General features: G+C 62.7%; 12 protein-coding genes and 1 tRNA gene. 11 read left to right on the top strand and 2 right to left on the bottom strand.

Features of this window, described 5'->3' with window-relative positions; all coding sequences use genetic code 11:
* The 3 genes from AC1DVA_RS25335 to AC1DVA_RS25325 form a co-directional block, all read left to right on the top strand.
* The coding region (locus AC1DVA_RS25335) for an electron transfer flavoprotein subunit alpha/FixB family protein (RefSeq protein WP_476807705.1) at window positions 1-245 on the top strand (245 nt) is incomplete at its 5' end.
* Window positions 246-328: 83 nt separating this feature from the next.
* The gene (locus tag AC1DVA_RS25330; protein WP_265050200.1) at window positions 329-1213 is read left to right on the top strand and encodes a 3-hydroxybutyryl-CoA dehydrogenase; all 885 of its coding nucleotides are present in this window, start codon (window positions 329-331) and stop codon (window positions 1211-1213) included.
* A gap of 229 nt (window positions 1214-1442) precedes the next feature.
* Window positions 1443-2000 carry an HNH endonuclease gene (locus tag AC1DVA_RS25325; RefSeq protein ID WP_476807704.1) on the top strand — a complete coding sequence of 186 codons (558 nt, stop codon included), beginning with the start codon at window positions 1443-1445 and terminating at the stop codon, window positions 1998-2000.
* Between the two features lie 3 nt (window positions 2001-2003).
* On the opposite strand, the gene AC1DVA_RS25320 is transcribed toward AC1DVA_RS25325, so the two are convergent.
* Together AC1DVA_RS25320 and AC1DVA_RS25315 are read right to left on the bottom strand one after the other, a co-directional pair.
* Window positions 2004-2534, bottom strand: a complete 531-nt coding sequence (locus AC1DVA_RS25320) for a disulfide bond formation protein B (protein WP_265050202.1) — start codon at window positions 2532-2534, stop codon at window positions 2004-2006.
* Between the two features lie 8 nt (window positions 2535-2542).
* Window positions 2543-3154, bottom strand: a complete 612-nt coding sequence (locus tag AC1DVA_RS25315) for a YqaA family protein (RefSeq protein WP_265050203.1) — start codon at window positions 3152-3154, stop codon at window positions 2543-2545.
* 207 nt (window positions 3155-3361) lie between these two features.
* Between AC1DVA_RS25315 and AC1DVA_RS25310 the strand changes: the two genes are divergently transcribed.
* The 8 genes from AC1DVA_RS25310 to AC1DVA_RS25275 form a co-directional block, all read left to right on the top strand.
* Window positions 3362-3446: transfer RNA gene (locus AC1DVA_RS25310), tRNA-Leu, on the top strand.
* Between the two features lie 164 nt (window positions 3447-3610).
* Window positions 3611-4801: a tyrosine-type recombinase/integrase gene (locus AC1DVA_RS25305; RefSeq protein ID WP_476807703.1), complete on the top strand. Its 1191-nt coding sequence runs from the start codon at window positions 3611-3613 to the stop codon at window positions 4799-4801.
* A gap of 3 nt (window positions 4802-4804) precedes the next feature.
* On the top strand, window positions 4805-5500 hold the full coding sequence (locus tag AC1DVA_RS25300) for a hypothetical protein (RefSeq protein ID WP_476807702.1): 696 nt from the start codon (window positions 4805-4807) through the stop codon (window positions 5498-5500).
* A gap of 134 nt (window positions 5501-5634) precedes the next feature.
* Window positions 5635-5838 (top strand): helix-turn-helix domain-containing protein, encoded by a 204-nt coding sequence (locus tag AC1DVA_RS25295; protein WP_476807701.1) that lies wholly within the window; start codon window positions 5635-5637, stop codon window positions 5836-5838.
* A 412-nt stretch (window positions 5839-6250) separates the two neighbouring features.
* Window positions 6251-6469: a hypothetical protein gene (locus tag AC1DVA_RS25290; RefSeq protein ID WP_476807700.1), complete on the top strand. Its 219-nt coding sequence runs from the start codon at window positions 6251-6253 to the stop codon at window positions 6467-6469.
* Window positions 6466-6765 (top strand): hypothetical protein, encoded by a 300-nt coding sequence (locus AC1DVA_RS25285; protein ID WP_476807699.1) that lies wholly within the window; start codon window positions 6466-6468, stop codon window positions 6763-6765. Before AC1DVA_RS25290 ends, AC1DVA_RS25285 begins: the two co-directional genes overlap by 4 nt.
* On the top strand, window positions 6765-7622 hold the full coding sequence (locus AC1DVA_RS25280; RefSeq protein ID WP_476807698.1) for a hypothetical protein: 858 nt from the start codon (window positions 6765-6767) through the stop codon (window positions 7620-7622). The genes AC1DVA_RS25285 and AC1DVA_RS25280 overlap by 1 nt, the downstream gene beginning before the upstream one ends.
* 2 nt (window positions 7623-7624) lie before the next feature.
* The coding region (locus AC1DVA_RS25275; RefSeq protein ID WP_476807697.1) for a toprim domain-containing protein at window positions 7625-9227 on the top strand (1603 nt) is incomplete at its 3' end.

Raw genomic sequence — 9227 nt, 5'->3', positions numbered from 1 at the left:
GTTATGCCCCCAACGACTGGCAGGTCGGCCAGACCGGCAAGGTCGTGGCGCCCGAGCTCTACATCGCGGTCGGCATCTCCGGCGCGATCCAGCACCTCGCCGGCATGAAGGATAGCAAGGTCATCGTCGCCATCAACAAGGACGAGGAGGCCCCGATCTTCCAGATCGCCGATTACGGCCTCGTCGGAGACCTCTTCACTATCCTGCCCGAACTCGACGCAGAGCTCGCCAAGGCCGGCAAGTAAGCCAAGGCTATCAATTCCGGGCCGCTTCGGCGCGGCCCGTTCCGCTCCCACGGGAGCACAAGAAGACTATCCGGGATCAAACCATGTCGGACCATGCGATCAAGACGATCGGCATCATCGGTGCAGGCCAGATGGGCAACGGCATCGCCCATGTCGCGGCGGTGGCTGGTTTCGACATCAAGCTGCACGATGTCGCCGAGGATCGGATCAAGGCGGCCCTCGCCACCATCGACGGCAACATGGCCCGGCAGGTTTCGAAGGGCGCGCTCCCGGATGAGGACCGCCGCGCGGCCATGTCCAGGATCGAGGCGGCCGTTGGGCTCGCCGATCTCGGCAGCTGCGATCTCGTCATCGAGGCCGCGACCGAGAACGAGGAGGTCAAGCGCAAGATCTTCACTGCTGTCTGCCCGCATCTGAGGCCCGACGCGATCCTCGCTTCCAATACCTCCTCGATCTCGATCACCCGGCTTGCGGCCGCGACCGACCGCCCCGAGCACTTCATCGGCATCCACTTCATGAATCCGGTGCCGCTGATGCAGCTCGTCGAGCTGATTCGCGGTATCGCCACCGACGACGGCACGTTCGAGCGCGCCAAGAATCTCGTCAGCCAGCTGCACAAGACCGTCTCGGTCTCTGAGGACTTCCCGGCCTTCATCGTCAACCGCATCCTGCTGCCGATGATCAACGAGGCCGTCTACACGCTCTATGAAGGTGTCGGCTCGGTCGACGCGATCGACACCGCCATGCGGCTTGGCGCCAATCATCCGATGGGCCCGCTCCAGCTCGCCGACTTCATCGGCCTCGATACCTGCCTCTCGGTGATGCAGGTGCTCCATGACGGGCTGGCTGATTCGAAGTATCGCCCCTGCCCGCTGCTGGTGAAATATGTCGAGGCCGGCTGGCTCGGCCGCAAGACCAAGCGCGGCTTCTACGACTATCGCGGCGAGAAGCCCGTCCCGACTCGCTGACGGCTGGTCGGTCACGACGCGGGTCGCGCCCGTGAATCGGGCCGAGAATAGATCTCCATTGCGCTGTCGGCCGCTACGAGCGAGGAAACACCTCGCCCGTGCGAAGAACGCTGTCGCAAGCGCAACAAAGTTCCTTCACATTCCTGTCGTCTCGCGCTTACATTGATCTCCGGGCGGGATTCGTCCCGCTTGATGAAGCGGAGGTGCGGCGGGTTTGACGGCGCATGTGATGCATCCAATGGCGTCGCCGGACGGCTGTCCGGCCCTCGTCCTGAACGCCGATTTCCGGCCGCTCAGTTACTATCCCTTGTCTCTCTGGAGCTGGCAGGACGCGATCAAGGCGGTCTTCATGGACCGCGTGAACATCGTCTCCGAATACGACACGGTCGTCCGCAGCCCCAGCTTCGACATGCGGCTGCCCTCGGTCGTCTCGCTGAAGAGCTACATCAAGCCCTCGCGGACACCGGCCTTCACCCGCTTCAACGTCTTCCTGCGCGACCGCTTCGCCTGCCAGTATTGCGGCCACCGCGAGGAACTGACCTTCGACCATGTCGTGCCGCGCTCGAAGGGCGGCCTGACCACCTGGAAGAACGTCGTCGCGGCCTGCTCGCCCTGCAATCTCCGCAAGGGCGACAAGATGCCGGCCTCCGTCGAGATGTTCCCGGCGCAGAAGCCCTACGCGCCCACGGTCAACGACCTCCACCGCAACGGCAAGCTCTTCCCGCCGAACTACCTGCACGAGAGCTGGCTCGACTATCTCTACTGGGACTCCGAGCTGGAGCCGTGAGGCTCAGGCCGATGCCGGCCTTTTCAACAAACCGAAGGCGGCCAGCAGGAAAAGCCCGGCCGAAACGACGGCGTTCCACCCGGCAAGCGACAATCCGAGAAAGCGCCAGGCCGCTTCCGAGCAGGCAACGATGCGCGTCGTCTGCAGCTGCTTCATGAAATCCTGCATGCCGGCGGCCGCTGGAGCCGCCCCGCCGCAATCGTTCGGCCCGACGAACCAGCCCCACTCGACGCCGGCGTGGTAGACGCCGAGCCACGTGCTCCAAGCCATTAGTCCCGCAAGCCCGAGCAGGACGAGCCATTGCAGCAGCGGCGAGCGCGCCAGCACCAGCCCGGCCAGCGCCAGCCCGATCGCGGTATAATGCGGCACACGCTGCTCGAGGCAGAGCTTGCAGGGCTGCAGATGCATGACCAGCTCGAAATACCAGGCACCGGCGATCAGCGCGAAGCTCGCCAGGCCGATCAGGCCGATCAGACGCCGCGGTTTCAACAGGCGGGTCGGGCTGCTCTGGGCATCAGCGGGAAACGCGGTCATGGCACGGCTCAGCAGGAGAGAAGCTGGCCGGACCCTGCGACGAGCTTGAGGCCGAAATAAAGCAGGATCAGCGCGGCCGCGCCCACGACGGCGATCACTTTCAGGCGACGTTCGATGAAGTGGCGGATGGTGACGCCGTAACGCCGCAGCAGGAAGGCGAGCGCGAAGAAGCGCGCCCCGCGCGCCAGCACGCAGGAGACGATGAAGAAGGTCAGGCCGATATGCACCGCGCCGGCCAGGATCGTCACCACCTTGATCGGCGGCAGATGCGCCAGCCCCGAGGTCGTCAGCAGGATCAGCGTCGTGTCCGGACCGGTACAGGCACGCAACGTCTCGAAGGCATCGAGCTTGCCGTAGAAGGCCAGCACCGGCTTCGCCAACGCCTCGAAGGCGTAATAGCCCAGCGCGTAGCCGGCGATCCCGCCCAACACAGAGAAGAGCGTCGCGACGAAGGCCAGCCGATAGGCCCGCTGCGGCCGCGCCAGCGCCATCGGCACGAACAACACGTCGGCCGGGATCAGGAAGAACGAACTCTCGACGAAGGCGACGACCGCCAGCCAGAGCTCGGCGCGCGGGCGAGCCGCGAGCGACATGGTCCATTCGTAGAGGCGCTTGAGCATGGCGCGCTCTAAGCATGCGGCGATGGGTGACGCAACGGCCATGAGCACCTGGAACGCCGTCGACGGCGCCCTGTGCTCTCATTGCATCCGCTCGGACGGGAGCGGCTTCGTAGCAACGAGAACACACCGTCGCCGAAACCTGTCACCGACACCGTTCCACCGATTGACCGGCATCGACCGATCGCTATAGTCCGCCCGCCCGTAGGGGCCCCTGTGGCGGAATTGGTAGACGCGCTCGACTCAAAATCGAGTTCCGCAAGGAGTGCTGGTTCGATCCCGGCCAGGGGCACCACGGGTTCTTTCGGCGGCCTTCGCCCGCCTTCGAAAACCCTCAAAAACCCAAGCGATTTCAGACCGGCCGCCCCGCTGGCTTTCGCTGGCGTTCGTTGACAGACGCGAAAATTGTTGGCCTCTTGCGGCGAGAAGGCCAACAGGTTGATATTCGCAGGCCAACACATGCCGCTGACAGATATCGCGATCAGGAATGCAAAGCCGCGAGAGAGCACGGTGAAGCTCTCGGACGGCGGTGGGCTGCAACTATGGATCGAGCCAAGGGGCGGAAAGCTCTGGCGCCTGGCCTATCGCTTCGACGGCAAGCAGAAGAAGCTCGCCATTGGCCCCTATCCGGCGATCGATCTTCGGGCGGCGCGCGCCCGGCGGGAAGAGGCAAAGGGCCTTCTCCGTGACGGCAAGGACCCTGGGGCCGAAAAGCGCCGAGAGAAGCTAGCTGGCAAGGCCAATCGGGAAAATACTTTCGAGGTCATCGCCGCCGAGCTGGAGGCCATTAAGAAAGCCGGTGGGAAGGCGCAGACGACCATCGACAAATTCAACTGGCATATTGGGCTCGCCAAGCCCGACCTGGGCAAGCGCCCGATTGCGGAGATCAGCGCGGCTGAGGTGCTCGCGGTTCTTCGAAAGATCGAGAGACGCGGACTGCTGGAGACAGCAAGACGCCTACGCTCCATCATCGGACAGGTGTTCCGCTATGCTATCGCGACACAGCGGACGAAGGATGATCCGACGTTTGCGCTACGCGGGGCCCTCACTCCGCCAGTGGTGAAGAGCCGAGCCGCCGTGACCGAGGCAAAGGCGTTTGGCGCTCTGCTTCGCGCAGTCGACGATTACCAAGGCCAGCCCACAACGCGCATTGCCTTGCAGCTAATGGCGCTCTTGTATCCCCGCCCCTATGAACTGCGCCTCGCCGAGTGGCGCGAGTTCCATCTGGAGGCAGCTGTTTGGACGGTTCCGGCCGGCCGGATGAAGATGCGTCGGCCTCACACCATTCCGTTGCCGAAGCAAGCACTGACGCTTCTGGCAGAGCTGAAGGGACTGAGCGGCAACAGCGCTCTCGCGTTCCCATCGCTTCGATCAGCCAAGCGCCCCATCTCCGAAAACACCATGAACGCCGCGCTGCGTCGTTTGGGGTATTCGACTGGCGACGCCACATCGCACGGCTTCCGCGCCAGCGCGTCCACGCTCCTCAACGAGTGTGGCCTTTGGTCCGCCGATGCAGTTGAGCGCTCGTTGGCGCACGAGGAAGAGGATAAAAGCCGGCGCGCCTATGCCCGCGGCAAATATTGGGATGAGCGGGTCCGCATGGCGCAGTGGTGGGCCAATCACCTCGACCAATTGCGCCAATCGAGGTGAAATATGTCTAAAGACAGTCTTAAGGATCGACTGAACGGTGAGATTCGATTTTTGCAGGGCATCGCAACCGGCGAGATCGGTGGCCTGGGAGAAATCGGATTTCCCGTAGAATCGCGGAGAGCCAAGCGAGCGGCTGAGAATGACGAGAGAATGAAGGAACTGTCCACGACCTTGGGCAGAGCCAGGGCAGCGGTCATAGCGACCACTTTATCCGCCGAGTTCGACCAAAGCCTCCGTAAAGCGTTCGATGCCTTCGGCCTAAACCCGGATGACCCCAGGAACTGGACGGCAATGCTACGGAGTTTCGCTCGCGTTCATTTTGGCCCGAAGAAGAAGGGCGGGCGCCCCCGCGAATGGAATAGCGCGCGGTATTGGCAACTCGTCCGGGACGTTGCTGATAAGCAGAGCAATAACCCGAACCTTTCAAAGGAAGACGCCTACAGGCTTCTCGCTAAGGACCAAAATTATAAAGGCATTGGAGCTCGTGGAATCAAAGCGGCGTACCGGAATGCGTGCGACCCCCGCAAGAACGATGAGCTCATGGAGTTAGCAAACATGCTGTTCTCGAAATTTGGGGATGAGGCCACCCAAGCAGCGATGGAAGCAAGCGGATTATCGCGCGAGGACGCACAGGCGTTGGCTATGCGCAATATGATAGAAGCGGCCATCGAATACGTCATAGTCGACAAGGCTTACTGATAGAATCTAGATGGACACGAAATTGAGGGGGGTGTTTTGGGTCAGCTAATTTAGGACACAAAACTACCCCCTGGATTTTAACATCAAGTCACAACTGCATTTCTTCTCACACTGCATTCACCCGAATGCGAGTGATGAAGGATGAAGAAATGCCCATTGAGCCGCTGGCTTATCCGCCCAAACAGGCTGCGCAAACGCTCGGAATTGGTCTCACCGCGCTCTACGCCGAGATTGGATCGGGCCGATTGAAAATGAAGAAGTTCGGTCGCCGCACGCTTATTGCGGCCGACGAGCTGAAAGCCTGGCTCGCCGCCCTCCCCGAGAAGGAGGCCGCGTGACGCCATGCAGTTAGAAACAGCAAACCCGGCGCTTGGCAGCGCCGGGCTCGCGAAGGCTTCATTCCTCGCCGGAATGCCTCGTGAGTATAGCACCCCCGCCACCATCGTCCAGAAGCTCCAGCGACTCAATCGAGTCTCGGAGCTGCACGCTGAGACGATTGCCCGCCTCGCCTCTCGCGGACCGCAGGGGGGCGCTGATCATGGCGAACCTGGATCGATCGCCCGCGACACGCGCGGTTCACCCCGCGCCTTCCTGTCGGGCTGTGTCGCTATGGCGGCAATCCACCTCGAGCACGCCCTGGGGATGCAGTCGCGCTTCAACGGTCGATGCAGAAGTTTGCCGCCTGCACGAAGGCCACCTTGGACACCTTTCCTGAGGCTGTCCACCAGATCGAGCACGGAGGCCGGGACAATGGCTAAGATTCTCAGCTTCCCACGCCGCCAGCGCATCCCTGATGCCGTCGAGGTCGTCTTTGATTTGGGCAGCTGGTCCGCGGCCACGACCAAGAACGGGCGCCTCGTCAGGCGCCACCAAGCCACCCCAAACACACGCGAAGCCGCTCTCCTCCTCGCCCAGCAAATGGTCGAGCGCGATGGCCTGCGCTTCATCTCCAGCGAGGCAGGACAATGACCAGCACGAAAGCTGCTCGCCAGCCTCATCCGTGCGCCGGGTTGAGTAAGCGCGCTCATGAGGTCTTTGAACAAATCGCCATCGGGAACGACCTGGCCGGCCATCATCCCCGCATCCTTGAAACGCTTGTGTCGCGTTGCCTGATCGCGCGCCGGACTGAGCAAGTGCCTGGGCCGTTCCCTGGCACCACCATGACCATCAACCGGTACGACGTGCCGCTGATCGTCCATGCCGAATGGTGCTTGTGGTGCGGTGAGAACGTTACCGACGAAATGMTGGACGGAGCGCGAGTCTGATGGCGCGCATCCGCTCCGTTCATCCCGGACTCTTCACCGATGAGGCCTTTGCTGCGGTCAGCATGCCGAGCCGCGTCCTCTTCATYGGACTGTGGTGCGAGGCCGATGACCTGGGCGTTTTCGAATGGAAAGCGCTCACTCTCAAGATGCGCTTGTTTCCCGGCGATACTGTGGACTTGCCGAGCATGCTCTCAGAGCTGGCCGGCCGCGATATGATCCGCGCTTTCGAGCACGACGGGAAGCAATACGGCGCCATTCGCAATTTTGGTCGCTACCAGCGGCCGAAGTCCCCAAAGGTCATCCATCCTCATCCCGCTGAATTGAGCAGCTTTCTCGCCTGCGACGGGCGAGGCATCAGCGGCCCGCTTAACCACCCTCGCGATGTGACCGCCGCGGATCGGAAGCGCCGGGAGCGTGACAACCGGCGGAACGGTCACGCTTCAGCCGTGACACATTCCGAAACAGGCACGGATCAGCCGGGACCATTTCCGCATTTTTCGGAAGTGTCACGCCAGATGGAGGATGGAGGAGGTAATTCCGTAGCTAAAGCTACGGGCGTGGCCGCCCCGGAGGAGCCTTCGGCGGTTACTGCCCTCCCGCTCGACTGGCGGGAGCGCCTCTTCCGGCAGGGTCTTGCTTCAGTCTCTGAGATGACCGGCAAGCCAGTAGGCCCGGCGCGCTCGCTGATCGGAAAGTGGCTCCGCGACGCAAAGGACGATGCCCGCAAGGTGCTTCGCACGATTGAGGACGCGCAGGAGCAGCACGCCGCTGATCCCGTCGCCTGGATCGAGGCGGCGCTGAAAGCTCGCCCGGCTCAGCGCTCGGATTCGCCAGCCTTCACCATGGCGAGGGGCTGAGCATGGAATTCCTCGAAACCGCCAAGGCCGAAGGTATTCGACTCCGCTCATGGGCACAGGGCAACCACAAAGCCACCTGCCCGCGCTGCTCGCATCTCCGCAAAAAGAAAACCGACCCTTGCCTGTCCGTCACCGTGTTCGCTGATCGTGTCCGCTGGCAGTGCCATCATTGCCAATGGACCGGCGGCGCTGGGGGCGACGACTTTAGGCGCAACCCTGTCCGCGAGGTCCGCATGTTCAATCGCCCCGTTCGGATCGAGAATCCCGAACGCCCCGACAAGATGCTGGCATGGTTTGCCGGTCGCGGCATCTCGGCCGCCACCGTCGAGCGGATGGGCGTCTATCTCACCCGCCAGTGGTTTCCGCAGATTGAGGCGGAAGCCACCTGCATCGCCTTCCCGTACGAATGGGCCGGCGCGCTTCGGAATGTGAAGTACCGGGACAACGAGAAGCACTTTCGCCAGGAGAAGAACCCGGAGCCGGTGCTTTACAACGCCGATGCGATCAAACCGGGCGAGGACCTGATTTTCGTCGAGGGTGAGATGGACGTGCTCGCCTTCATCGAGGCGGGGCTACCCAACGTAGTCAGCTTGCCCAACGGCGCCCCGGAGAAGCCCGAGCAGTCGGATCGGCGCTATGACCCGCTAGCCACCCACGCGGACGCGCTCGAAGCCGCTGGGCGAGTCCTTATTGCGACCGACATGGATGGCCCCGGTGAACTGCTTGCGCAGGAGCTGGCCCGCCGCCTGGGCAAGGATCGATGCTGGCGCGTCTTCTTCCCGGCTGATGGAGAGAAGCCGGTCAAAGACGCTAATGAGTGTCTGATGCAGTACGGCGCGAAGGTGCTCCGCGCTCGCGTCGAGAATGCCGAGGCTTGGCCGATCGATGGCCTCTATGGCGCCGATACCTTTTCGGATGAAGTGCTGGCCACCTACCGCGGCGAAGGGCCTAGGCCGCTGTCCCTCGGGATGGGCCGCGATATGGATCAGGCTTTCAAGGTGCTGCCTGGCCAGTTCGTCGTCGTGACGGGCATTCCGAACCACGGCAAGAGCCGTTGGTTGGATCAGGCCGCCGCGACCATGTCGGACCTGCACGGCTGGCGCTGGGCGGTGTTTTCCCCGGAGACCGGAAGCGAAAGCCACATCATCGACCTGTGCGAGATCAAGACGGGACTGCCCTTCCATGAGGGGCCGACCTTCCGCATGGACGAGGAACAGCTTCACACGGCGATGCGCTGGGTTCACGACCGGTTCGTGTTCATCGACTCGGGCGAGCATACCCCTTCGATCGATTGGGTTCTGGAGCGCGCGAAGGCCGCCGTCCTGCGCAAAGGCATCAATGGCCTGATCGTGGACCCCTACAACGAACTGGAGGCCGGCCGGCCCGCTGGCATGACCGAAACCGAGTTCGTTTCGCAGCTCATCAGCAAGTGCAAGCGCYTCGCCAAGGTCTACGGCGTCACCGTCTTCATGGTCGCGCACCCGACGAAGATTTCAAATCCGGCTGGCGGCAAGGAGCCTGTGCCAGGCCTCTTTGACATTTCGGGCTCGGCCCACTGGCGTAACAAGGCCGATGCCGGAATCGTCGTTTATCGCGACTTCGAAG

Source organism: Allobosea sp. P4_C6 (assembly GCF_056402015.1).
Note: the sequence above shows the minus strand (reverse complement) of the source record. Positions and strands in the feature narration are given on the sequence as shown.